Here is a 23,820-nt window from a genome sequence, read left to right on the forward strand (position 1 = left end):
GCTGCCAGCCCGGCGGGCGGCATCGGCCCGGCAGGCGGCGGCGGTTCCTCAAGCGGCACCGCCCCGGCAGACGGCACCGCCCCGGCGGGCAGTGCCGCCCCGGCAGACAGTACCGGCGCCTTCGCCCGGAAGGCCGCCCCGTGAACGACGCCCGTCCTGCCGCGCGGGAAACCCGGGTGACCGTCCCCGCCCCCGTTCCCATCCTCATGTACCACGCCGTCTCCCCCGACCCCGCGCCCGCGACCCGGGGGCTCTCCGTCTCCCCCGGGGCCTTCGCCGCGCAGATGGGGATCGTCGCCGGGCTCGGGTTCACCCCGGTGACCACCGCCGCGCTCGCCGGCGCCTGGCGGAGCGGGGCGCCGCTGCCCGCACGGCCCCTGCTCGTCACCTTCGACGACGGGTACGAGGGCGTGCACCGCCACGCCCTCCCCGTCCTGGCGCGGCACTCCTTCGTCGCCACCGTCTTCGTCTCCACCGGCTGGCTGCCCGGCCGGCACTCCACCGGCGGCGCGCTCGACACCATGCTCGACTGGGCCCAGGTGCGCGAACTCGCCGACGCGGGCACGGAGATCGGCGGGCACAGCCACACCCACCCGCAGCTCGACCAGCTCGACGGGCGGCGGCTCCGCTTCGAGGCACTGCGCTGCCGGGAGATCGTGGCCGAGGAGACCGGCACCGCCCCGGGCTCCTTCGCGTACCCCTACGGCTACTCCAGCCGCCGGGTCCGGCACACCGTCCGGGAGTCGGGCTTCGCGCAGGCGCTCGCCGTCGGGAACGCGCTGGCCCGGCGCCATCAGGGGCCGTACGCCCTGGAGCGGGTCACCGTGCGCCGCTCCACCGGCCCCGAGGAGTTCACCCGGCTCGTCGAGGGCCGGGCCCTCGGACGGAACTTCGCCCTCGACCGGACGATGACCAAGGGATACGCGCTCGCCCGGCGCGCCCGGGGAGCCGCCAGGGGCCACTGGATCTGACGGCCCGCCGAGGCGGGGCGCGGACCGGGGTACGAGGCCGCACGCGAACCCGGACGACCGGGGTACGGACCGCAGGCGAACCGGGACGGCGGGCCGCGGGCCACACGCGGGCGTGGGCGTGGGACAGCGCGCGGACAGGGGCACGGGCCTGGGCGTGGGACGGGCAAAACCCGGTGCGCCGTCTGGTCCGTTGGCGGATCATGGGCGCCATGGCTGACACCCCGCCGGTTCCCCCGGCACCGCAGCACGCGCTGCCGATCCGGCTCACCCTCGACGACAGCGATTCCCCGTCGGACGTCGTCGACGCCCTGTTCCTCGGCCGTTTCGCGACCGGAGAGCAGCCGTACGCGCACAGCACCACCCTGGACCGGGTCAGGCCCGAGGCGACGCTGCTCCCGGCGGGTGCCTCGGTGCTGCGGGTCGCGAAGGACGACGACCGCAGCGCGCTGCTCGCCGAGGGCGAGGGGTGGACGGTGCTGGTCTCCCGCTGGAGCCGGGGCGCGGACGTCACCGTGACGGCCACCAGCACGGAGCTGGCCGAGCGGGTCCTGAAGGAGGCGACCGACGGGGCGAAGGACGAGCCGCAGCCGCAGCCGGAGAACGTGACGATGGGCTTCTGGTACATGTCGCCCCGGCGTGGCCCGCACCGGACGACCCGGCAGATCAGCGCGGGGACCTGGGACGAGGTCCGGCCGAACTACTCGGCGCCGGTCGCCGAGTCCATGGACCGGCTGATGAAGGTGACGCCCGAATCCGTCGCCGGGCGGCTACTGCTGCTGCACGGCCCGCCGGGCACCGGGAAGACGTCCGCGCTGCGGACCCTGGCCCGGTCCTGGCGCGACTGGTGCCAGGTGGACTGTGTGCTCGATCCGGAGCGGCTCTTCAACGACGTCGGCTATCTGATGGACATCGCCATCGGGGAGGACGAGGGCACGGCGAAGGGCCGGTGGCGGCTGTTGCTCCTGGAGGACTGCGACGAGCTGATCCGGGGCGAGGCCAAGCACACGGCGGGGCAGGCGCTCTCGCGGCTGCTGAATCTGACGGACGGGCTGCTCGGGCAGGGCCGCAACGTGCTGGTCGGGGTCACCACCAACGAGGATCTGGAGCGGCTCCACCCGGCCGTGGTCAGGCCGGGGCGCTGTCTGGCCCGGATCGAGGTCGGGCCGCTGACCCGGGCCGAGTCGGTACGGTGGCTGGACCGTGAGGAGGGCGTGCCGCGGGAGGGCGCGACGCTGGCGGAGCTGTTCGCCCTGCGGCGCGGCACGCCTCCCGCGGAACTCCCGGAGCCCCGCTCGGCGGGGGCGGGCCTGTATCTGTAGGGCCTGTATCCGTGGGACCCGTATCCGTGGGACCCGTAGGCATATGGGTCCTGCCCGAGGGCCCGTAGGCATACGGGTCCCGTCTCCGTAGGGTCCGTATCCCCCGGCCCCATATCCATAGGCCCTGGACGGGTCGTGCGGGTGGGTCAGCTGTCGTAGGCCGCGCGCAGGGCCTCGCTCAGGGCCGCCTCGGCCGCCTCCCGGCTGAGGCCGAGCCTGCGGGCCTCCTCGGCGTACTGGGCGGCGGCGGAGGCCGCCCGGCGGCTCGCGGCGTCCCCTGCGGCGGCGACGAAGGTGCCGTGACGCCCGCGCGTCTCGATCACCCCGTCCGCCTCCAGGGCCTTGTACGCCTTGGCGACCGTGTTCGCGGCGAGTCCCAGCTGCTCCGCGAGCCCTCGTACCGTCGGCAGCTTGTAACCGACCGGCAGTCTGCCCGACCGGGCCCGCTCCGAGATCTGGGCACGCAGTTGTTCGTAGGGAGCGGTGGTGGATCCATGGTCCACGGCGATGGTGAGTGTCACCCCGCCGATTCTGCCCCCATGCCACCGGAAAATGGGAGGCGGCGGAGCGTCCCCGGCCCGTAGCGTGCGCCCACATGACAGTGATCGTCCGTGATGTGAAAGCCGAGGACGCCGGGGATTTCGCCCGGGTCCGCCGGACCGCCGTGCCCTGCCTGCTCGCCTCGGCCGAGCAATGCGTCTTCGACTGGGCGCACGCCCACCCCGAGAGCCATCGGCGTCCGCTCGTCGCCGTGACCGGGGACGGCGAGGTGATCGGTACGGCGGAGACGGGGATCGCCCACGAGGCCCCCGAACCCGGCCTCGGCTTCGTCAACATCTATGTGGACCCCGCGCACCAGGGCCGGGGCGCGGGCACCCTGCTGCTGCGCGCCGCCGAGGAGCACCTGGCCGCGCGGGGCGCGCGGAGCCTGTTCAGCTGGGTGCTCGACGCGCCGGAGAACACGGCCTGGGCGGCGCGGCGCGGGTACTCCCCCAGCCGTTCCGCGTACTTCCTCCGGCTCGATCTGGCCTCGGCCGTCCTCCCGCCGCTCCAGGAACCGCCCGCCGGGGTGGAGCTGCTGACCGCCGAGGACTTCGCGGAGGACCCCCGGCCGCTGTTCACGCTCGACGCGGTGACGACGGCGGACGAGCCGAGCGACGTGGGCGCGGAGCTGGCCGACTACGCGCACTGGCGGGAGACCACCTGGGAGCATCCGCTGTTCGACCGGGCGCTGACGACGGTCGCGGTGGTGGACGGCGTCCCGGTGGCGTTCAGCGCGGCGCAGACGGACGGGACCGGCCGGTACGGCACCGGGATGACGGGCACGGCGCCCGCCTTCCGGGGGCGCGGACTCGCCAAGCTGGTGAAGAACGCCTCGCTGCACCGGGCCCGCGCGGCAGGCTGTACGGAGGCGCTGACGGGGAACGACACGGAGAACGGGCCGATGCTCGCGATCAACAAGTGGTTCGGGTACGAGGTGGCGGCGCGGGAGGTACGGCATGTCCGGACGTTCGGTTGAGGTGACCCTGACCAAGGGGGGCCGGACGAAGATCCGTTACCCGGCCGAGGTGCTCGGCGAGGAGGGGACCCGGCTGTCGGTCCGCGCCCCGTGGGCCGCCGAGGGGATCCGGGACTTCGGCTTCGTGCGGTTCGAGCCGGGTGACGTCTTCGTGGAGCACTACTGGTGCGACCGCTGGTTCACGGTCAAGGAGGTGTGGACGGCCGACGGTGCCCGCAAGGGCTGGTACTGCGACATCACCCGGCCCGCTCTGATCGGGAGCGCGGAGGTCCTCGTCGACGATCTGGACCTGGACCTGTGGGTGTCGGCGGACGGGAGCGAGGTGCTGCGGCTCGACGAGGACGAGTTCGCGGCGAGCGGGCTCGCCGACTCCGACCCGGAGGCGGCGGCGCACGCCGTGGCCGCCCTGGACGCGCTGGAGTCGCTGGGCCGCGAGGGGCTGGTGGAGCTGCTGGGCCGCGAGGGGGTCTGACGGCTCGGCTGCCGTTCCTCAGGGGTCGCTTACCGGCGCCTTAAAGCGACCCTAAGCTTCCCCTTCTCCCCCGTTCCCCGGGCTTTCGGGCCGATGCGGACGGCTAGCTTTCTGGGCAACCCCCCACACCCCTTCGTGAAGGAGTTGCCCCCTCATGGCCTCTCGCCGTACCGCCGCCTTCGCCACCGCGAGCGCGGTGCTCGCCCTCTCCGGGCTCTCGGCGGCGCCCGCGTCCGCCCACGGGTCGATGACCGATCCGGTGAGCCGGGTGTCGGCCTGTTACGCGGAGGGGCCCGAATCGCCCAGGTCGGCGGCGTGCAAGGCGGCGGTCGCGGTCGGCGGGCCCCAGGCGCTCTACGACTGGAACGGCGTGAACATCGCGAACGCCGCCGGGAAGCACCGGGAGCTGATCGCGGACGGCAAGCTGTGCAGCGCCGGGAACGACAAGTACCGGGGTCTGGACCTGGCGCGGGCCGACTGGCCGGCGAGCCCGCTGACGGCCGGCGCGCACACCTTCCGTTACAAGGCGACGGCTCCGCACCGGGGTTCGTTCGCGCTGTACCTGACCAAGGACGGCTACGACCCGGTGAAGCCGCTGAAGTGGTCGGACCTGGAGGCGAAGCCGTTCGCGACGGTGACCGATCCGCGTCTGGAGAACGGCGCCTACGTCTTCCAGGGGACGGTGCCGAAGAAGTCCGGTCGCCACCTGGTCTATTCGATCTGGCAGCGCTCGGACTCTCCCGAGGCCTTCTACACCTGCTCGGACGTCGTCTTCGGACAGGACTCCGGCGGTACGGCCCCGGCGCCGACCGCCTCCGCCCCCAGTGACCAGCAGATCGAGGACGGCCGGGGCCAGTCCACCGTCGAGCACGGCGGGCACGGGGACGACGACGCGGCGACGGGCCCGGGGACGAGCACCCCGGCGCCCGAGCCGACGCAGGAGCAGGAGCCGGAGCAGGGCGGCGGGGCCGCCACGACGGCGCCGAACGCCCCCGCGCCCGCCACCGGTTCGGATTCCGGGGCGGGTGCGGACTCCGGGACCCCGACGGGTACCGGCACCGAGACGGGCGAGCTGCTCGCCGAGACCGGTGGCGGCTCCGCGACCTCGTATCTCGCGGTGGGCGGCGCCGCCGTCCTGGCGACGGGCGCGGCGCTGCTCTTCGCCCTCGCCCGCCGCCGTCGCGTCTGACCCGGGGTCAGCCGGCCGCCGACAGACAGGTCGTCGGGGTCGCGTGGGCCGGGTCGAGGGCGTTGGCCACCTCGTGGAAGGCGACCCGGTCCACGGTGCCGACGGCGACGTGTTCGGACAGGTCGAGGGCGCACTTGTCCTGGAGGAGGACGTTGGTGACGTCCGGGCCGGTCAGGAACTGGGAGCGGTAGGGGGTGACCACCTCGTCGTAGCGGCTCGCGATGACGTGGTAGCGGACGCCCGGCACGGTGTCGCCGCCCGCGTTGAGCGCGGTGAGGAAGGGCGAGCCCGCGATCTGGTCGGCGAGGCCCGGGGTGGCGTCGTCGATCAGGTCCCGCGCGCCGGGGAAGTACGGCAGGAGTCCCGTGAGGCCGAGCAGGGTGGTGCCGTGGTTGTCGGGGGCGAGGCCGACCAGGGTGTTCACCTTGGCCGCGCCGCCGAGGAACTTGAGGTACCAGCGGGGCATCATGCCGCCCTGGGAGTGCCCGACGAGGTCGGCTTCGGGGGCGCCGGTGGCGTCGAGGACCCGGTCGACGTAGGTCGCCAGCTGTCCGGCGGAGGCGGCGATGGGGCCGAGTCCGTGGAAGACGGGCACGCCGGGCAGTTGTCCGTAGTCCAGTGAGAAGACGCAGTAGCCCCGGTCGACGAGGTAGGGCGCGAGGCCCAGCCAGTTGTCGACGGAGTTGCCGAGGGTGCCGTGGACGAGGACGACGGGGCGCGGATGGGCGGCGGAGGGCTTGCAGGAGTAGTCGTTCCAGCCCCGGCTGACGCTCGCGCCCGTGGTCCGGGCCGTGGCGGCGGTGGGGGCGGTGAGGGTGGCGGCGGTGGCGAGCAGCAGGACGGACAGGGCTCTGAAGGTCCGCTGCCAGGAGGTACGGGACGGCATCGGGCGTTCTCCTCGCGGCTCAGGGGGATGGTGGGGGTACGCCCTGCGGTCCGGACCACAAGTGGAGACGCGCGGTGGGGCCGCGCCCGCACTACGTTACGCACGGGTAGCCTCGGCCGGGAAGTGACGCGTCGGCAAAATTGACATGAGCACAGCTCATTCCCGATCCCTTCGAATTCACCCGTTTGGGCGTGTCCTCCCTGCTAAAACATCCTTCTTCCCCGAATCTGGGGACATGAGTTTCGTCGATGAACTGAAAAACGCCGTCACCCCACGAGCCGCCCTCCTCGTGGTCGGCGTCTTCGCCCTCCAGCTGCTGTTCATCACGTCGTACGTCGGGGCCCTGCACCACCCGAAACCGAGAGACGTCCCCTTCGGCGTCGTCGCGCCGCAGGCCGTCTCCGAACGGTTCGTCGGACAGCTGGAGCAGCTCCCGGGCGGCCCCCTCGACCCCCGTGCGGTCGCCGACGAAGCCGAGGCACGGGACAAGATCATGAACCGGGAGATCGACGGCGCCCTGATCGTCGACCCGACGGGCCCTGCCGACACCCTGCTCGTCGCCTCCGGCGGCGGCACCGCGCTCTCCACCACCCTGGAGAAGATCGTCACCACGGTCGAGGCCGGCCAGCAGCGGACCGTGCGGACCCTCGACATCGCCCCCGCCTCCCGCGAGGACTTCAACGGGCTCTCGTCCTTCTACCTCGTCGTCGGCTGGTGCGTCGGCGGCTACATCTGCGCCGCCATCCTGGCGATCAGCTCCGGCGCCCGGCCCGCGAACCGCTCGCGCGCCGTCATCCGCCTCGGGGTCCTCGCGCTCTACTCGGTCCTCGGCGGTCTCGGCGGCGCCCTCATCGTCGGCCCGGTCCTGGGCGCCCTGCCCGGCAGCATCGCCGGTCTGTGGGGTCTGGGCGCCCTGGTCGTCTTCTCCGTCGGCGCCGCCACCCTCGCCCTCCAATCGGTCTTCGGGATCGTCGGCATCGGTCTGGCCATCCTGCTCATCGTGGTCGCGGGCAACCCCAGCGCGGGCGGCGCCTTCCCGCTGCCGATGCTGCCGCCGTTCTGGAGCTGGATCGGCTCCGCCCTGCCGCCGGGTGCCGGCACCTGGGCCGCCCGCTCGATCGCGTACTTCAAGGGCAACGACCTGACCGCCTCGCTCCTCGTCCTCTCCGCGTGGGCGGTCGTCGGCTCGGCGGTCACCCTGGTGGTGTCCTCCCTGAAGCCCAAGACGCCGGACGAGGCCATCGTGGCGGAGGTGGAGACGCCGGGCGGGGCCCGTTCCTGATCCCCGTCACGCCTCCGTACGACGAAGGGCCCCCGGTGCGCGATGCACCGGGGGCCCTTCCGTCCGTCCGGACTACTCGCCGTAGTAGGCGCGGGTCATCAGTTCCTTCATCTCGTCGATCATCGGCATCCGCGGGTTGGCGGGCGCGCACTGGTCGGCGTAGGCGTTCATCGCCTGCTGCGGCAGGGCCGCGAGGAAGGCCTCCTCGTCGACGCCCTCCTCCCGGAAGGAGGCGGGGATGCCGCACCGGGTCCGCAGCTCCTCCACCGCGCGGGCGTAGGACTCCACGCCCTCCTCCGGCGTCTCGGCCGGCAGACCGAGCATCCGGGCGATCTCCTGGAACCGCTCGGGGGCCCGGTAGACCTCGGCCTTCGGCCACGGCACGGCCTTGTGGGTGACGGTGCCGTTGTGCCGGATCACATGCGGGAGCAGCAGCGCGTTGGTGCGTCCGTGGGCGACGTGGAAGGTGTTGCCGAGGGTGTGGGCCATGGCGTGGACCAGACCGAGGAAGGCGTTGGCGAAGGCCATGCCCGCGATGGTGGAGGCGTTGTGCATCTTCTCGCGGGCCTCGGGCGCCTTGGCGCCCTCCTTCACACAGGTCTCCAGGTTCTCGAAGATCAGCTTGATGGCCTGGAGGCACTGGCCGTCGGTGAAGTCGTTCGCGTAGGCGGAGACGTACGCCTCGGTGGCGTGGGTCAGGGCGTCGAAACCGGAGTCGGCGGTGACCGTGGGCGGAAGGTGCAGCGGCAGCACCGGGTCGACGATGGCGACGTCCGGGGTGAGCGCGTAGTCCGCGAGGGGGTACTTCTGCGCCGCCGCCGGGTCGGAGATCACCGCGAAGGGGGTGACCTCGCTGCCCGTGCCCGAGGTGGTGGGGATGGCGACGAGCCGCGCCTTCTCGCCGAGCTTCGGGAAGCGGTAGGCGCGCTTGCGGATGTCGAAGAACTTCTCCTTGGTGTCCGCGAACTCGACCTCGGGCCGCTCGTACATCAGCCACATGATCTTCGCCGCGTCCATCGGGGAGCCGCCGCCGAGGGCGATGACGGTGTCGGGGCGGAAGTCGCGCATGGCGGCGGCTCCCGCCTGGACGGTGGCCAGCTCCGGGTTGGGCTCGACGGAGTCGATGACCTGGAGGGTGACCGGCTCCTCGCGTCCGTGGAGGATGTCGGTGATCTTCCGGACGAAGCCGAGGTCGCTCATCGTGCGGTCGGTGACGATCGTGACCCGCTTCAGGCCCTCCATCTCGCCGAGGTAGCGGATCGCGTTGCGCTCGAAGTAGATCTTCGGCGGCACCTTGAACCACTGCATGTTGTTGTTGCGGCGTCCGATCCGCTTGATGTTGACCAGGTTGACCGCGGTGACGTTGTTCGAGACCGAGTTGTGCCCGTACGAGCCGCAGCCGAGGGTGAGCGAGGGCAGGAAGGCGTTGTAGACGTCGCCGATGCCGCCGAAGGTGGAGGGGGCGTTGACGATGACCCGGATCGCCTTGACCCGCCTGCCGAACTCCTCGGCGAGTTCCTCGTCCTCGGTGTGGACGGCGGCGCTGTGGCCGAGACCGTGGAACTCGACCATGGCGGCGGAGAGCGCGAGTCCGTGCTCCGTGGAGTCGGCCTTGAGGGCGGCCAGGATCGGGGAGAGCTTCTCGCGGGTGAGCGGCTCGCCCTCGCCGACCTCGGCGCATTCGGCGAGGAGGACCGAGGTGCCCTCGGGGACCTCGAAACCGGCCTGTTCGGCGATCCAGCGGGGCGACTTGCCGACGACGTCGGCGTTGAGCCTCGCGCCGCCGCAGCCGACGGCGTAGGCGGTGGTGCCGAAGACGTACTCCTCCAGCTTGGTCTTCTCGGCGGCGGTGAGGACGTGGGCGCCGAGCCGCCGGAATTCGGCGATGCCCTCCTCGTACACCTCCCGGTCGAGGATCACGGCCTGTTCCGAGGCGCAGATCATGCCGTTGTCGAAGGCCTTGGAGAGCACGATGTCGTGGATCGCGCGGGGGAGCCTGGCGGTACGGGTGACATAGGCGGGGACATTGCCCGCGCCGACGCCGAGGGCGGGCTTGCCGCACGAGTAGGCCGCCTTGACCATGGCGTTTCCGCCGGTGGCGAGGATGGTGGAGACGCCCTCGTGGTTCATCAGAAGGCCGGTGGCCTCCATCGAGGGCTCCTCGATCCACTGCACGCAGCCCTCGGGGGCGCCCGCGGCGACGGCGGCGTCGCGGACGATCCGGGCCGCCTCCGCCGAGCAGGCCTGCGCCGAGGGGTGGAAGGCGAAGACGATCGGGTTACGGGTCTTGAGGGCGATCAGCGCCTTGAAGACGGTGGTCGAGGTGGGGTTGGTGACGGGGGTCATCGCGCAGACCACGCCGACGGGCTCGGCGATCTCCGTGATGCCGTTCAGCTCGTCGCGGCGGACGACCCCGGCGGTCTTCAGACCGGCCATCGAGTGGGTGACGTGCTCGCAGGCGAAGAGGTTCTTGACGGCCTTGTCCTCGAACAGGCCCCGGCCGGTCTCCTCGACGGCGAGCTTCGCCAGGTCGCCGTGGGCGCTCAGCGCGGCGAGCGAGGCCTTCTTGACGATGTGGTCGACCTGCTCCTGCTCGAAGGTCTCGAACCGGGCGAGCGCCTTGAGGGCGTTCCCGACCAGTCCGTCCACCATCTCCTTGGCCGCCATGGCAGGTGCTCCTTTTTCGGTCCCGGTTGCTCTGATGTCTCCATTCGACACCCGGTGACCTGCGAAAAGGCGCGGTGAAAGGCCCTCGGGGAGGGGCCGGAAGTCCCTTTGTGAACGCTTTCACAAAGGGACTTCCGGGAGCGCGCGGGGTGCCCGGTTCAGCTCCCGGCCAGCCGCCGCTCCCCCGCCGCGACGGCGACGGCCAGGGTGTTCCCCGGCGGCGGGAAGGGGCAGAGGAAGTGATCGGCGAAGGCGCACGGCGGCAGCAGCGCGCGGTTGAGGTCCACCGTCACCGAACCGTCCTCCGCCGGGGCCGCCGGACGCAGGAACCGGAAACGGTGACTGTCCTTCCCGCTGGTGGCGTCCGCGAAGACCGCCCACAGGGTGCCGTCCTCCTCGACCGCCGCCTGAAGGGTGTGCGCGGCTCCGTGCAGGGTGAAGGCCAGCTCTCCGGCGAGCCCGAGACCGCGCGCCACGCCGTCCGCGTTCTCCACCCGCACCGTGCGCGCCTCCCCGTAGGGGCGGAAGACGCCGGGCACCACCCAGCGCTCGTCGTACGGGGTGGCCTCGATGCCCCGGAAGGCCTCGCGGGCCTCGGAGCCGGGGTCGAAGTCCCGTACCGCCCAGACGCCCTCGCGGCGCAGCAGCACCAGGCGCCGGTCGCCCACGGCGACCCGGGAGTCCTCCGCCGGGCCCTGGTCGGCGGTCAGCCGGACCGTCCCGGCGAAGGGCTCGCCGTCGACGGTGAGACCGTCCTCGGCGCGGGCGGCGAGCAGCACCTCGTCGCCGTCCTCCCGCCACTGGCCGGGGAGCCCCGGGACCACGCCGTCGGGGAAGTCGGGGAGCCAGTGGGTGCCGGTGAGGGAGAGCACGCCGTACGGGGCGGAGACGGCGGCCTCGCGCTGCTCGTGCCAGTGCCGCCACTCCTCCCGGGCGGCCGGGCCCGTGGTGCCTGCGGCGTCCGTGGCGGCTGTGGCGGCTGCGGTGCCTGTGGCGTCTGCGGCGTCTGCGGCGTCCGTGGCGCTCGGGGTACTTGCGGTGCTCGTGGTGCTCGTCGTGCCGGGGGTGCTCATGGTGTTCAACCTTTCCATACGGGCTCGGGGAGCCCGAGGTGCGAGCGCAGGGTGGTGCCGGAGTACTCGGTGCGGAAGACACCGCGCTCCTGGAGCAGCGGGACGACCCGGTCGACGAAGTCGTCCAGACCGCCGGGGGTGAGATGCGGGACGAGAATGAAACCGTCGGCGGCGTCGGCGGAGGTGAACTCCTCCAGGGCGGCGGCCACCGACTCCGGGGTGCCGACGAAGGACTGACGGCCGGAGGTCTCGATGACCGTCTGCCGGATCGACAGGCCCTTGGCCTCGGAGAGCGCCCGCCACTTCCGGGCCATCGCCACCGGGTCGGCGACCCGCACCCGGCCCTGGACCAGCGAGGAGGACGGGTCGGGGTCGACGTCCGGGAGCGGCCCGTCCGGGTCGTAGCCGGAGAGGTCGCGGCCCCAGATCTGCTCCAGGGCGAGGATCGCGTTCTGCGGGGAGACCTGGAGGAGCCGGATCTCGGCGGCGCGCTCCTGTGCCTCCGCGTCGGTGTCACCGAGGACGTACGTCACCCCCGGCATGATCTTCAGATCGTCGGGCTTCCTGCCGTGGCGGGCGAGCCGTCCCTTGACGTCGGCGTAGAACTCCCGGCCCGCCTCCAGGGTGGAGTGCCGGCTGAAGACCACATCGGCGGCCGAGGCGGCGAACTCCCGTCCCTCCGGGGAGTCTCCCGCCTGGATGACCACCGGGTGCCCCTGCGGGGAGCGCGGGACGGTGAACTCCCCCTCGATGCCGAACTGCGGGCCGCTGTGGGCGAAGGGACGCGGGGTGCCGTCCGGGGTCCAGGAGTCCCACAGCTCCCGTGCGGTGGCGAGGAACTCGGCGGCCCTCGCGTACCGGTCGGCCCGGTCCAGATAGCCGCCGCGCCGGAAGTTCTCCCCGGTGAAGGCGTCGGAGGAGGTGACGACGTTCCAGGCGGCCCGGCCCGCGCTGAGGTGGTCGAGCGTGGCGAACCTGCGGGCCAGCTCGAAGGGCTCGTTGAAGGTGGCGTTGACCGTACCGGCCAGACCGAGCCGGTCGGTGACGGCGGCGAGCGCGTTCAGGACGGTGATCGATTCGGGCCTGCCGACGACGTCGAGGTCGTGCACCCGCCCGTTGTGCTCGCGCAGCCGCAGCCCCTCGGCCAGGAAGAAGAAGTCGAAGAGGCCCCGCTCGGCGGTCCTGGCCAGATGCTCGAAGGAGGAGAAGTCGATCTGCGAGCCGGAGCGCGGATCGGACCAGACGGTGGTCGCGTTGACGCCGGGGAAGTGCGCGGCGAGATGGATCCGCTTCCGGCCGTGGGCGGTGCTCACGCGGTGGCTCCCGTCTTGGTGTACTGGCTCGCGGGGCGAGGCAGCCCCAGGTGGTCGCGGAGGGTGGCGCCCTCGTGGGCGGTACGGAAGAGGCCCCGGTCCCGGAGCCGCGTCACCGTCTCGCCGGTGAACCGCGCCAGGTCCCGCTCGGGGACGACCGGCACGAGGTGGAAGCCGTCGACGGCGCCGCCGCCGTGCCAGGCGGCGATCAGCTCGGCGAGCGCGCCGGGCCCGCCCTCGTACGCGTCGAGGTCGACGGTGGCCGAGAGCAGGACGCGCAGCAGGTCCGGGTTCCGGCCGTGGGCGCGGGCGCCCGCCCGCAGTTCGGCGCGGACGGCGGCCGCCTCCTCGGCGGAGGAGGCCTGGATCAGGGCCACGTCGGCGTGCTGGGCGGCGGTGTCCCGGGCCGTGGGGCGGGTGGCGTCGACGACGGTCACCGGGTTGCCCTGCGGGGGCCGGGGGACGATCGAGGGGCCCTTGACCGAGAAGGTCGCGCCCTGGAAGTCCACGTAGTGCAACCGGGTCCGGTCGATGAACCGGCCGGTCGCCACGTCCCGTATCTCGGCGTCGTCCTCCCAGCTGTCCCAGAGCTTCCGGGAGACCTCGGCGACCTCGCCCGCCTCCTGCCACAGCTCGGCGGTGGGCGGGGCGGAACGGCGGCCGAAGAGCCGGGCCTCCGCTCCGGTCGGGGAGACCCCGATCCGCCAGCCCGCCCGGCCCCGGCTCACCCAGTCGAGGGTGGCGACGGCCGCCTGGACGTGGAAGGGCTCGGTGTGGGTGGTGGTCACGGTCGGCACCAGACCGACGGACCGGGTCTCGGGGGCGATCCGGGCGAGGACCGCCAGCGCGTCGAGACCGGGCCGGGCGAAGGAGTCGTCGTGCGTGAGGAAGTCGAGCGCGGCCCCCTCGGCGAGCCGCGCGAGCGCGACCGCCCCCGCCGCACTTCCGGCGACCGCCCCGGCGACGACCCCGGCGGAGGGGGCACGGGCGGGGGTCAACTCGGCGGCGAGATGGAGCGATCGGAGGCGGGAGGTGCGGGGGTGGGGGTCGGCAGGGGCGTGAAGGTCGGGGCTGGGGCTGGCATCAGAGCTGGTGCCGGGACTGGTCATGCGGTCTCTCTCGGTACGAGTTCGGCGCGGCCGGGTGACGGGGGCGAGGCGGTACGGGCGGGCGGGCGGACAGGCGGCTGGGGCGGGGCGGGGGCCCGGGGCCGGGGCGGTACGGGATTGGAGCGGTACGGGATTGGGCGGGTCCGGATTGGGCGGGTCCGGGCCGGGTGAGGAAGAGGCGCGGGGCGCGCCCGGGGCCCAGTGGCGGACGGGGGCCGGGGGCGGCAGGGGTCCAGGGGCGGCAGGGGTCCGGTGCGCCCAAGGCTTGGCCCGGAGGAGGCCCTGCGCGAACCCGAGGCCCCGTGGCAGATGAGGTCCGGCGCGGGCGGGCGGGCGCGGGCGGGCGCCCCGCACCAGGCCCACCACCCGCACCGCTCCCCTCACCCCTCCCCTCCCTCCGCACCCCATCCCAACCCGTCCCGCCCCACCCGCCCCGTTCCCCCGTCTCAGTTCTTCGTGCGCGGCAGCCCCGGCGGGTTGATCTCCGACTTCTCGACAGCTTCGTTGTCGAGGCCCCAGCGCTTGAGGACCTGGGCGTAGGTGCCGTTCTGGATGAGGTGGTCGATCGCGCCCTGGTAGGCGGCGACGAGGCCGCTGTCCTTCTTGGTGGTGGCCGCGATCTTGCCCTGGAGGCCGACGCCCGCCCCGGAGAACTTGCCGACGGTCTCGGTCTGTCCTGCGGTGGCCACGTGGTAGGCGACGGAGGGGTTGGGGCCGAGGTAGCCGTCGATGCGACCGGACTGGAGGGCGAGGTAGTAGTCCGTGGTGTTGTCGTAGTACTTGATGTCGACGCCCTTGCGGCCGGCCGCCTCGTTCTGCCGGGACCAGTCGACGAGGATCTTCTCCTGGTTGGTGCCGGTGCCGACGGCGATCCGCTTGCCGGAGACGTCCTGCGGTCCCTTCACGGTCCAGCCGGAGCCCTTCTTCGCCTCGAAGGCGAGGTCGTCCCGGCGGTAGGTGGCGAAGTCGTACTTGTCCTTGCGCTCCTCGGTGACCGTGACGTTGGAGAAGACGCCGTCGTACTTGCCGCTGTCGAGCCCGACGAAGAGGTTCTCCCAGGACACCGCGTTGAAGTCGGGCTTCAGGCCGAGCGCGTCGGCGACCAGGGTGGCGATGTCCAGTTCGACGCCGATCAGCGTGGTGTCGTCGGTGGCGCGGAAGGTGAGCGGCGGGTTGCTCTTGGCGGAGACGCCCAGGATCAGGGTGCCTCTCTTGCGGACGGCCTCGGGGAGCTTGGCGGCGAGGGCGTCGACCTTGGCGGTGTGGAGTCGCTTCTGGTCCGGGCCCAGGTTGATGCCGCCTCCCTGGTGGCCCTCGGGCTTGACGGTGTCGATGGCGGCGTCTCCCTGGCCGCAGGCGGTGAGGACCCCGAGGGCGGTGAGCGAGGCGAGGGCGGTGAGAACGGTGCGACGGGTCTTCACGGCAGTGCTCCTGAGAAAAGGGAAGGCGAACGGGAAAAGCGGTGGAACAGCGGAGGGGTGAGGTCAGAGGACCTTGGAGAGGAAGGCGCGGGTGCGCTCGTGGCGCGGGCTGTCCAGGACCTCGGCGGGCGGTCCCTGCTCGACGATCCGGCCCTCGTCCATGAAGACCACGGTGTCGGCGACCTCGCGGGCGAAGCCGATCTCATGGGTGACGACGATCATGGTGGTGCCGGAGGCGGCGAGATCCTTGATGACGTCGAGGACCTCCCCGACCAGTTCGGGGTCGAGCGCGGAGGTCGGCTCGTCGAAGAGCAGGAGCCCCGGTTCGAGGGCGAGCGCGCGGGCGATGGCGACGCGCTGCTGCTGGCCGCCGGAGAGCTGCTTGGGGTAGGCGGTCGCCTTGTCGCCGAGTCCGACCCGCTCCAGCAGGGCCAGGGCCGTGGCCTCGGCTTCCCCGCGGGGGCGTTTGAGGGCCGAGACGGGGGCTTCGACGATGTTCTCCAGGACGGTGAGGTGCGGGAAGAGGTGGAAGTTCTGGAAGACGAAGCCGATCCGGGTGCGCTGTCGGAGGATGTCCCGTTCCCGTAGCTCGTAGAGCTTGTTGCCGGAGCGGCGGTAGCCGACGAGGGTGCCGTCGACGCTGACGGTGCCGCTGTCGACCTTCTCCAGGTGGTTGATCGTCCGCAGGAGGGTGGACTTGCCGGAGCCGGAGGGGCCGAGGACGACGGTGACCTCTCCCGCGCGCACGTCGAGGTCGATGCCGCGCAGGACGTGGAGGGCGCCGAAGCGCTTGTGGACGGCGCGGATCTCGACCTTGGCGGTGGCGTCGGGGGCGGCCTCGGCCAGGGTGCCGGCGGGGGTGGCGTCGGTGAGGTCGGTGAGGTCGGTGACGGAGCTCATCGGGTGCTCCCCTTCGCGTAGTGGCGTTCGACGTAGTACTGGACGACGGAGAGCGCGGTGGTGAGCAGGACGTACCAGGCGGTGGCGACCATGAGCAGGGGGACGACCCGGCCGTTGCGTCCGTAGATCACCTGGACCTGGTAGAAGAGTTCGCCGATCGCCATGACGGAGACGATCGAGGTGCCCTTGAAGAGCGAGATGATCTCGTTGGCGGCGTTGGGCAGGATCGAGCGCATGGCCTGCGGGAGGACGATCCGGCGCAGTTGCCGGAAGCGGGGGATGCCGAGCGAGGCCGCCGCCTGGAGCTGTCCCTCGTCGACGGCGAGGACCCCGCCCCGGACGATCTCCGCCGCGTACGCCGCCTGGTGCAGGGCGAGTCCGAGGACGGCGGCGCTCATCTCGCCGACCAGGCCCATCGTGTCGAAGGAGAGGAAGCTCGGCCCGAAGGGGATGCCGATGCTCAGTTCCTTGTAGAGGTAGGCGAGGTTGAACCAGAAGAGCAGTTGGACGATGAGCGGGATCGAGCGGAAGGCCCAGATGTAGCCGAAGGCGACGGAGCGCAGGAACGGGCTGGCCGACAGGCGCATGAAGGCGAGCACGATGCCGAGGGCGAAGCCGAGGGCGGTGCCGTAGCAGGTGAGCTGGAGCGTGACCCAGACGGCCCGCAGGACGGTCTCGGTGGTGAAGAACGCGGCGAAGACGTCCCATTCCCAGCCGGGGTTGGTGACGAGCCCGTGGACGAACTGGACGAGCAGGACGGCGGTGACGGCGACGGCGGCCCAGCGCCAGGGGTGGCGTACGGGGACGACGACGAGGTCCTCGGTGCCGGGTGGGGCGGGCGGGGCGGGCGGGTCCTGCGCGCGGAGGTCTGCGGCGGGTGGATCGCTGGTGAGAGACATGGCGGTTCCTCGGAGGGGTGGGTGCGGGCGGCGCGCGGTCAGGCGCTCAGCGGGACGGGGAGCCGGTGGTCCCGGTCCCGCAGGAAGGTCAGGGCGGCGCGCGCGGTGACGTCGTTCTGCCCGAAGGCGACCCCTCCGGTGCGGGGTCGGGTGAAGGCGCTGCCGGTGCGGGCGGTGGTGTGCGGACCGAGGGCGAAGCGGCGCGGGTGCGGGCGTCCGTCGCGTTCCAGGAGGCGTCCGTCGACGGGGTCGACGACGAGGAGTCCGGCGGTGGTGGTCCGGACGCCTTCCTCGTACAGTCCGCGCAGCAGCGGGCTGCCGCTGAGTTCGAGGGTGGGGTCGGGTATCCGGGCTTCGACGAGGGCGCGGGCCTCGGTCCACTCCCCCGGCAGGGCCGGGGAGGAGGCCCGGAAGAGGCCGTGTTCCTCGTCGTTCTCGACGGTGACCCCGGGGCCGAGGAAGCGGACGACTCCGGCCCGGGAGAGGGCGAGGAGGCGGTGCAGCCGGGGGCCGGGCGGGCCGGAGGCGAGGTAGCTGAAGAAGCCGTGCCACCAGGGGTCGGAGTCCAGGTGCTTGCCGAGCCTCAGGAGCTGTCCGTAGACGGAGAGCAGTCCGGCGAAGACGGCGGCGTCGGGGCTGTAAGCGGGGTCGTGGCGGCGGGTGACGTCCTCGTCTATGTAGTCGCGCAGGCCTTGCTGGAGGGCTTCGGCGGAGTCGTAGCGGAGGCCGTCCAGGGGGTGGTCGAGGGCGTCGAGGTCGAGCCGGTCGGCGGGGTCGGGGACGGCGGCGGCGATGACGGCGGCGATCTCGGCACCGCGCGGCGGCGCGTCCTCGTAGGCCCGTTCGAAGTCGCTCCAGGCGAGAGTGGTGCGCTCGGGGTGGGTGGAGAAGAGCCGGTGGTAGTGGGCCCAGCCGAGTTCCTTGTCGATGAGCGGCCACACCTCGCGCCGGAAGTCGACGGGGCCGTCGCGGCGCAGCAGGGCGTCTGTCTGCTCGGGCCCGAAGAAGCGGGGCAGCGGGGGCCGTTCGCCGTCGAGGACGTACCCGATCTTGGAGTGGTACGGGACGCCCCGGCGGGAGCCGACGTACAGGACGGGTTCCTTGCCGGAGGGGACGTAGACGAGCGTGTCGCCCTCGCCCTCGTAGTGGCCGCCGCGGCCCTCGGTGAGCAGCACCATCAGGTCGACGAAGGCGAGGCCGAAGCCCCGGACGAGGACGGGTTCCCCGGCGGGCAGGGCGTCGAGGTCGGCGTCGGCGGTGAAGTCCGGCGGCAGGTGGACGAGTCCGTGCCGGGCGGCGAATCCGGCGAGCGCGCGCTGTTCGGTGTCCGGGCGGGCGTCGAGGTGTCCGACGGTGAGGACGACGAGGTCGGCGACGAGGGGTTCGGCCTCGCCGTCGAGCCAGACCCGCTGGCGGCCCGCGCGGGCTCCGCCGACGCGCAGGGCGCTGGTGCGGTGCTCGTGGACGGTGACGGAGGCGGGCAGGGCGGCGCGGGCGCGTTCGTACACCCAGCGCAGATAGGCGCCCTGCTGGGGGCGGGTGGGGAAGCTGTTGCCCGCGATGCCGGCCCATTCGGCGAGGGTGGGCCCGGGGCGGACGGGTCCGGCCAGGTCCACGGTCTCGTCGGTGAACATCGTGACGTCCTCCGCCTGGGAGTTCATCCAGAGCAGCGGGGACTGTTCGGTGCGCCAGATGCGGCCGGGGCCGGGCGGGTGCGGGTCGACGAGGTGCACGTCGAGGGGGTGGTCGCCGTACAGCTCGGGCACGTTGGCGGCGAGCCGTTCGAGGAAGCCGGTGCCGCGCGGTCCGGCGCCGACGATCACGATCGAGGGGCGGCGGCTCATCGCGCGCCTCCGGTGCCGCGGGCGTAGTGCTTCTCGACGTAGTACTGGCCGAGGCCGAGGACGGAGGTGACGGCGACGTACCAGAGGGTGGCGACCAGGAGCAGCGGGATGATCTGGTACGTGCGGTGGTAGACGAGCTGGGTGGAGTACAGCAGGTCCTGTACGGCGATCACGGAGACGATCGAGGTGCCCTTGAGGGTGCCGATGAGCATGTTCCCGGCGGGCGGGACGATGGCCCGCATGGCCTGGGGCAGCACGATCCGGCGGAGCCTGCGCACCCGGCCGAGGCCGAGGGACTGGGCGGCTTCGATCTGGCCCCGGTCGACGGAGAGGATGCCGCCGCGTACGACCTCGGCGGCGTAGGCGGCCTCGTGCAGGGTGAGGCCGATGACGGCGACGGAGACCGGGCCGAGCAGGTTGACGGTGTCGACGCCGAGGATCCTCGGGTAGAGCGCCCCGATGTTGAACCAGAAGAGCAGTTGGACCAGGATCGGGGTGGAGCGGAAGAACCAGACGTATCCCCAGCTCACGGCGCGCAGTACGGGGTTGGCGGAGAGCCTGAGGACGGCGAGCAGGGTGCCGAGGGCGAAGCCGAGGGCCATCACCAGGGCGGTCAGCCACAGGGTGAGGCCGAGACCGCGCAGGACGGACGTCGAGGTGAAGTAGTCGGCGACGACGTCCCATTGGAAGGCCTCGTTGCGGACCACGGAGACGAGGGCGAGGGCGAGCAGGACGAGGACGGCTCCGGCGGCGGTCCACTGTCCGGCGCGGCGGCCGGGGACGATGCGGAGGGGCGGTTCGGCCGGGGGCGGGGTGCCGGCTTTCCCGGCGGGTGCGGCGAGCGTGACGAGGGGAGTCGACATGCGAAGGCTCCGTGGATGCCAGGGGCGGATCGAACACGGGAACGCACACGGGAACGCACGACGGCGTCCGTCCGGGAGTGCGCCTTCACACGCACGGCGATGCAGTGAGCGCGGACCGGGCCCCTCAGCCCGGTGTCCGCCCTGTGAGGCTAAGCCCGGAGAGCGGCGGGCTGTCAAGTCCGTCCGGAATATGGTCCGTTCGACTGATCACTGTTGACGGGCAAACGAATGCCTGTTCCACTGGGCCCATGCATTCGCAGCAGCTCGTCACGCGCTCCCACATCGACTTCGGTCGCGTGTGGTCCTCTTCCTGTTGAGCCGACCCGCTGCCCTGCCCTTCCGCTTCTCCCCGCCCGCGGCGTCCTTCGTGACGCTTCGCGTGCCCCCTTCACCCGCGCGGCACTGAGCCCCACTCCCCTCGCTCCACGCTGTTCTCGTTTCTCTTCGCCCGAATCTCTTCGCCCGAAAGAGACGCATGCCTCTCACACCCAGCCGTGAGTCCGCGCTGTCCGTGCGCAGGACCACGGCCGACGACCCGTTGGCGCGCCCGCTCCTCGACGAGCTGGCGCACGAGTACACGACCCGGTACGGCAGGGCGGACGACCTGAGCCGCTATCCGGCGGCGGAGTTCGCCGCGCCGCACGGTGCCTTCCTGCTGCTCTTGGAGCGGGACGACCCGGTGGCGGGTGGCGCCTATCGCCGGTACGACGAGCACACCGCCGAACTGAAGCGGATCTGGACCCACTCGGCGCACCGCAGACGCGGACTCGCCCGCCGGGTCCTGGCCGCGCTCGAACGGGACGCCGCCGAGCGCGGCTACTCCCGCATCTATCTGACGACCGGACCGCGTCAGCCGGAGGCCAAGCACCTCTATCTGGCGAGCGGCTACCGCCCGCTCTTCGACGTGTCCGTCGATCCCGAGTCGATCGGCTCGCTGCCGTTCGAGAAATACCTGGAGAACCCGAAGCCATGAGTACGCGTACGAGTCCCGGAACCGCCCGCACCGCCCTCGTGTTCGGTCTGATCACCGCGGCGGCACTGGGCCTCACGGCCTGCTCGGGCGGCGAGCCCGCGACGGCCCCCGTCGGAGCCGCGGGGGCGGCCGGCGCGGCGGGCGGCGCGCTGCCGACCGAGGACGTGGTGTCGGCGGTCCGGAAGAACGACGCGGCGATCGGGCTGCTCCCCGCCGAGGTGCGCGAGCGGGGCCGCTTCACGCTCGCCGCCTCGGTCGCGACCCCGCCCAGCTCCACGTATCTGCCCGACGGGAAGACCGTGGTGGGGGTGGACGCCGACTTCGCGGCGGCCGTGGCGAAGGCGCTCGGCCTCGAACTGAAGCGGGAGGTGGTCGGCTTCGAGGCGATCCTGCCCGCGCTCGGCAGCGGCAAGTACGACGTGGGGACGGGGAACTTCGGCGTGACGGAGGAGCGGCGCAAGGCCATCGACTTCGTGACGTACATCAACGACGGGCAGGGCTTCGCGACCCGGGCCGACAGTCCGCTGAAGGCGGTGACCGACCTGACGCTGCTGTGCGGTCTGAAGGTGGCCGTGAACGCGGGCACCACCTTCGAGCGGACCCTGGAGAAGAACAAGGACCGCTGCGCGAAGGCCGGAAAGCCGCCGTACGAGGTGAACGTCTACAGCGAGACGGGGGCGATCTGGATGTCGCTCCAGCAGGGCCGCAGCGATGTCGTGATGAACACGATCAACGGGGTGCGGTACGCGGTGACCCGGCAGAAGAACGTGAAGTTCCTCAACGAGTACCGGCGGCTGGACGTCGGCTTCGCCTTCAAGAAGGGCACCCCGCTGGCCCCCGCCTTCCAGGCGGCGGTCAACGGCCTGAAGGCGGACGGCACCTACGACCGCATCCTGCGCAAGTGGGGTGTGTCGGGCTCGGGCATCCCGACCTCCCGGATCTCCCCGCCGGAGATCCCGGCACCGACGAAGTAACGACGGGGACGGGGGGACGGGGGTACGGGGGCCCGGAGGGCTTCGGGCTCGTCCCCCCGGGCCCGGGTGTCCGGGTGTCCGGGTGCCATCAGTTGCAGCCGCAGTCGCAACCGTCACAGCCGTCGCAGCCGCAGCTTTCGCAGCAGGAAGAACAGCCGTCACAGCAGTCACAACAGTCGCAGCAACTGCCGCAGTCGCACTGCTGGCAGAGCCCCTCGCGCTGCTGCCTGCTCCAGGGGTCCTCGAAGCTCCCGCAGCACATCTGGCAGGTGCAGGCCATGCCGATCCAGAGGGCGCAGCCCGCGATCAGTCCGCGCCGGTTCGGCGGGCCGGGCGGCAGCGGTCCGCCGGAGCCTCCGGGACCGCCGGGACCGGGGACCCAGGGCCCGCCCGGCCCACCGGGACCGCCCGGGGCGTACGGGTTGCCGGGGGCGGGCGCGCCCGGTCCCGGGGTGGCGTAGGGGTTGCCCGGCACCGGGCCGTGGGCGTGCGCCTGCCCCTGGCCGGGTATGCCGTGGGAGCAGGTGGTGGTGGCGAAGGCGCGGTCGACGGAGGTGCGCAGCTCGTGGGCGAGCAGGACGTGCACCAGCTTGCCGTCGGCGAACTCGGCGTCCTTCAGGGCGAGCCGGATGCCGTGCAGCGCGTCGTCGGCGAGACGGCGGGCCTCCGCGCGGGAGGTGCCGGTCGCGGTGAGCGGGTTCCAGGCGCCGTTCTCGGCGTCGGCGCTCTGGTCCTCGACGGCGTCCAGGAGGTGGGCGAGGCGGCCGAAGAGGCGGCCCGCCTCGGCGAGCGGCCCGGCGTTCCCCGGCCGTCCGGCGAGGACGGCGGTGTGCGCGAAGGCGGCGGCGGTGGCGGTCTCGGTGGGTTCGGTGACCGCGAGGAGCGGGGTGCCTGGCCCGGCGAGCGCCTCGATGCCGGTCTGACGGTCGACGGCGTCGACGAGGACGGTGGTGTCGAAGCCGAGGGCGCGGCCGGTCCGCGCGCCCGCCGCGTCCCAGGAGCGGGCGACCCGGCGCGCGGCGGCGGCGACGGGGCGGCGGGCGAGGAGCCCGTCCCGGTCGGCGACGTGGTCCCGCACCTTCGCCGAGGCGAGGACGAGCGAGACGGCGGCGGCGAGCCTGGCCCCCTCGCCCCGGGCGACGGGTGCGGTCCGCATGCCGCGCAGGGGGCAGGGTCCCGCCGTGCGGCGTCCGGCGGTCGTCGTCCCGGTCTGGGCCTCCGTCAGAACCGAGACGATGAGCCCGTCGTAGTTGGTGACGACCCGTGCGAACTGTCCGTGGTCGGCGCGGAGCGCGAGGCAGAGACCGCAGAGGTGGGCCGTCCACTCGACCTTGAGACCTTCGGTGAGGCGGTGGGCGCAGGGTCTGACGATTCCGAACAAGGACGTCCCCGTGAGTCGCGAAGTGGCTGATTCCGAATGGCCGGTGGGCGGCCCCGGGCATCGTAACGAGCCGGGGCGTTCACCCGAACGCGCCCACCGTCACCCATCCAGACCGACTTTCATATTTTCATCTGCATGGCTCTCACTCAGGGGCCTGAAGCCGTATGATTCCTGACGAATCGACAGCAAAAGGTGCTCACGTTCTGCACCAGTACCGTCACGAATCCCCTGTGCGGCGGCTATCCACTTGGCGCGCGATCCGCATCATGGACGACGATAGGGACTGCGGAACCACAAGTGACCGCGCTGAAAGGAGGCGACCATGGGATCGGTGCGCAAGGCGAGTGCCTGGCTGGGACTCGTCGAGGACAACGACGAGCGTTACTACGACGACGAGTACGCCGACGCCGCCGAGGGCGGCGACGCCTGGGTGACGGACCCTCGGGTCCGGGTGGCCACGGACACCGCCGAGGAGCGGGGCCGTCGGATCGCCACCGTCACCCCGGACGGTTTCCGGGACGCCCGGAGCATCGGGGAGCTGTTCCGGGACGGCGTTCCGGTGATCGTGAACCTGACCGCGATGGAGGGGGACGACGCCAAACGCGTGGTCGACTTCGCCGCCGGACTCGCCTTCGGCCTGCGCGGTTCCATCGAGCGGGTGGCGACGCGGGTGTTCCTGCTGACCCCCGCCGACACCCGGATCATCACCGGCGAGTCGGGCCGACGTCGTCAGGACGGCTTCTTCAACCAGAGCTGAACGGGTCC

At 72.3% G+C, this 23,820-nt stretch carries 21 protein-coding genes; 9 read left to right on the top strand and 12 right to left on the bottom strand.

Features of this window, described 5'->3' with window-relative positions; all coding sequences use genetic code 11:
- Positions 1-206 precede the first annotated feature (206 nt).
- Positions 207-971 (top strand): polysaccharide deacetylase family protein, encoded by a 765-nt coding sequence (locus BU197_RS04855; RefSeq protein ID WP_188266978.1) that lies wholly within the window; start codon positions 207-209, stop codon positions 969-971.
- Between the two features lie 200 nt (positions 972-1,171).
- Entirely contained in the window at positions 1,172-2,290 is a 1,119-nt protein-coding gene (locus tag BU197_RS04860) for a DUF5925 domain-containing protein (RefSeq protein WP_188266942.1), read from the top strand.
- 146 nt (positions 2,291-2,436) lie between these two features.
- Here BU197_RS04860 and BU197_RS04865 read toward each other — a convergent pair whose 3' ends face one another.
- Entirely contained in the window at positions 2,437-2,811 is a 375-nt protein-coding gene (locus BU197_RS04865; RefSeq protein ID WP_188266943.1) for a GntR family transcriptional regulator, read from the bottom strand.
- Positions 2,812-2,885: 74 nt separating this feature from the next.
- On the opposite strand from BU197_RS04865, the gene BU197_RS04870 reads away from it, so the two are divergent.
- From BU197_RS04870 to BU197_RS04880, 3 genes are all read left to right on the top strand, one after another.
- Complete coding sequence (locus BU197_RS04870) at positions 2,886-3,809, top strand: GNAT family N-acetyltransferase (protein WP_188266944.1); 924 nt, start codon at positions 2,886-2,888, stop codon at positions 3,807-3,809.
- Positions 3,790-4,281: a DUF402 domain-containing protein gene (locus tag BU197_RS04875; protein WP_188266945.1), complete on the top strand. Its 492-nt coding sequence runs from the start codon at positions 3,790-3,792 to the stop codon at positions 4,279-4,281. Before BU197_RS04870 ends, BU197_RS04875 begins: the two co-directional genes overlap by 20 nt.
- 154 nt (positions 4,282-4,435) lie before the next feature.
- Positions 4,436-5,470: a lytic polysaccharide monooxygenase gene (locus tag BU197_RS04880; RefSeq protein WP_188266946.1), complete on the top strand. Its 1,035-nt coding sequence runs from the start codon at positions 4,436-4,438 to the stop codon at positions 5,468-5,470.
- Between the two features lie 7 nt (positions 5,471-5,477).
- Here the strand turns inward: BU197_RS04880 and BU197_RS04885 are convergent, their stop codons facing one another.
- Positions 5,478-6,356 carry an esterase/lipase family protein gene (locus BU197_RS04885; RefSeq protein WP_188266947.1) on the bottom strand — a complete coding sequence of 293 codons (879 nt, stop codon included), beginning with the start codon at positions 6,354-6,356 and terminating at the stop codon, positions 5,478-5,480.
- Between the two features lie 235 nt (positions 6,357-6,591).
- Here BU197_RS04885 and BU197_RS04890 point away from each other — a divergent pair, with 235 nt between their 5' ends.
- On the top strand, positions 6,592-7,638 hold the full coding sequence (locus BU197_RS04890) for an ABC transporter permease (RefSeq protein ID WP_188266948.1): 1,047 nt from the start codon (positions 6,592-6,594) through the stop codon (positions 7,636-7,638).
- Between the two features lie 72 nt (positions 7,639-7,710).
- Here the strand turns inward: BU197_RS04890 and adhE are convergent, their stop codons facing one another.
- The 9 genes from adhE to BU197_RS04935 form a co-directional block, all read right to left on the bottom strand.
- On the bottom strand, positions 7,711-10,341 hold the full coding sequence (gene adhE / locus BU197_RS04895) for a bifunctional acetaldehyde-CoA/alcohol dehydrogenase (RefSeq protein WP_411158441.1): 2,631 nt from the start codon (positions 10,339-10,341) through the stop codon (positions 7,711-7,713).
- Positions 10,342-10,463: 122 nt separating this feature from the next.
- Positions 10,464-11,378: a DUF1684 domain-containing protein gene (locus tag BU197_RS04900; RefSeq protein WP_188266950.1), complete on the bottom strand. Its 915-nt coding sequence runs from the start codon at positions 11,376-11,378 to the stop codon at positions 10,464-10,466.
- A 5-nt stretch (positions 11,379-11,383) separates the two neighbouring features.
- Complete coding sequence (locus tag BU197_RS04905; protein ID WP_188266951.1) at positions 11,384-12,691, bottom strand: NtaA/DmoA family FMN-dependent monooxygenase; 1,308 nt, start codon at positions 12,689-12,691, stop codon at positions 11,384-11,386.
- Positions 12,688-13,800, bottom strand: coding sequence for an LLM class flavin-dependent oxidoreductase (locus tag BU197_RS04910; protein WP_188266952.1), 1,113 nt, complete (start codon positions 13,798-13,800; stop codon positions 12,688-12,690). Before BU197_RS04910 ends, BU197_RS04905 begins: the two co-directional genes overlap by 4 nt.
- A gap of 446 nt (positions 13,801-14,246) precedes the next feature.
- Positions 14,247-15,221: an ABC transporter substrate-binding protein gene (locus BU197_RS04915; protein ID WP_188266953.1), complete on the bottom strand. Its 975-nt coding sequence runs from the start codon at positions 15,219-15,221 to the stop codon at positions 14,247-14,249.
- 63 nt (positions 15,222-15,284) lie between these two features.
- Positions 15,285-16,121 (bottom strand): amino acid ABC transporter ATP-binding protein, encoded by an 837-nt coding sequence (locus tag BU197_RS04920; RefSeq protein WP_223182586.1) that lies wholly within the window; start codon positions 16,119-16,121, stop codon positions 15,285-15,287.
- A complete protein-coding gene (locus BU197_RS04925) occupies positions 16,118-17,020 on the bottom strand; it encodes an amino acid ABC transporter permease (RefSeq protein WP_188266954.1) in 903 nt (300 codons plus the stop codon). Before BU197_RS04925 ends, BU197_RS04920 begins: the two co-directional genes overlap by 4 nt.
- Before the next feature lie 38 nt (positions 17,021-17,058).
- A complete protein-coding gene (locus BU197_RS04930; protein WP_188266955.1) occupies positions 17,059-18,864 on the bottom strand; it encodes an FAD/NAD(P)-binding protein in 1,806 nt (601 codons plus the stop codon).
- Positions 18,861-19,727 (bottom strand): amino acid ABC transporter permease, encoded by an 867-nt coding sequence (locus BU197_RS04935; protein ID WP_188266956.1) that lies wholly within the window; start codon positions 19,725-19,727, stop codon positions 18,861-18,863. The genes BU197_RS04930 and BU197_RS04935 overlap by 4 nt, the downstream gene beginning before the upstream one ends.
- A 475-nt stretch (positions 19,728-20,202) precedes the next feature.
- Between BU197_RS04935 and BU197_RS04940 the strand changes: the two genes are divergently transcribed.
- Positions 20,203-20,700 (top strand): GNAT family N-acetyltransferase, encoded by a 498-nt coding sequence (locus BU197_RS04940; RefSeq protein WP_188266957.1) that lies wholly within the window; start codon positions 20,203-20,205, stop codon positions 20,698-20,700.
- Positions 20,697-21,674: an ABC transporter substrate-binding protein gene (locus tag BU197_RS04945; RefSeq protein ID WP_188266958.1), complete on the top strand. Its 978-nt coding sequence runs from the start codon at positions 20,697-20,699 to the stop codon at positions 21,672-21,674. The genes BU197_RS04940 and BU197_RS04945 overlap by 4 nt, the downstream gene beginning before the upstream one ends.
- 88 nt (positions 21,675-21,762) lie before the next feature.
- On the opposite strand, the gene BU197_RS04950 is transcribed toward BU197_RS04945, so the two are convergent.
- Positions 21,763-23,055, bottom strand: coding sequence for a DUF5685 family protein (locus BU197_RS04950; protein WP_188266959.1), 1,293 nt, complete (start codon positions 23,053-23,055; stop codon positions 21,763-21,765).
- A 322-nt stretch (positions 23,056-23,377) separates the two neighbouring features.
- Between BU197_RS04950 and BU197_RS04955 the strand changes: the two genes are divergently transcribed.
- On the top strand, positions 23,378-23,812 hold the full coding sequence (locus tag BU197_RS04955; protein WP_188266960.1) for a cell division protein SepF: 435 nt from the start codon (positions 23,378-23,380) through the stop codon (positions 23,810-23,812).
- Positions 23,813-23,820 lie beyond the last annotated feature (8 nt).

Source organism: Streptomyces sp. CBMA291 (genome assembly GCF_014596525.1).
Classification (GTDB): domain Bacteria; phylum Actinomycetota; class Actinomycetes; order Streptomycetales; family Streptomycetaceae; genus Streptomyces.